At 37.3% G+C, this 560-nt stretch carries 1 tRNA gene; it reads right to left on the bottom strand.

Features of this window, described 5'->3' with window-relative positions:
• Positions 1 to 127: 127 nt before the first annotated feature.
• Positions 128 to 201 (bottom strand) — tRNA-Ile (locus ATH1_RS0117520).
• Between the last annotated feature and the right edge of the window lie 359 nt (positions 202 to 560).

The following is a 560-nucleotide window of genomic DNA, read 5'->3' as shown; positions in this document are numbered from 1 at the left end:
TTGAGTTTTGGGTTCTGTGTTTTGAGTTATTGAGTTCTGAGTTTTCTATCTATTCTCTAAAAACTATCCACTATCCACTATTCACTAAAAACTAACCACTAACCACTAAAAACTATCCCCTATTCCGTAGTCCCGGGCAGACTTGAACTGCCGACCCCTACATTATCAGTGTAGTGCTCTAACCAACTGAGCTACGGGACTCTATTTCACACCGCAGGCTTTCCATTGGTGGCTTTATTCCCTGTCTATGGTCTTGTCTGTCCCCAGGTACTTGGGTGTTAGGCGATTAGGCGATTAGGCGATTAGGCGATTAGGCAATTAGGCTATTAGGTTATTAGGCTATTAGGTTATTAGGCTATTAGGTTATTAGGTTATTAGGCTATTAGGTTATTAGAATTGTTGGATTGTTAGGGTTGTTAGGTTATTAGGCTATTAGGTTATTAGAATTGTTGGATTGTTAGATTGTTAGAGTTGTTAGGTTGTTAAATTGTCCAACCAACTCATAATCTGACATCTAAATATCTTACATCTAATAATCTAATAATCTAATAATCTAACAA

This window comes from Anaerophaga thermohalophila DSM 12881, from assembly GCF_000191885.1.
GTDB classification, from domain to species: domain Bacteria; phylum Bacteroidota; class Bacteroidia; order Bacteroidales; family Marinilabiliaceae; genus Anaerophaga; species Anaerophaga thermohalophila.
Note: the sequence above shows the minus strand (reverse complement) of the source record. Positions and strands in the feature narration are given on the sequence as shown.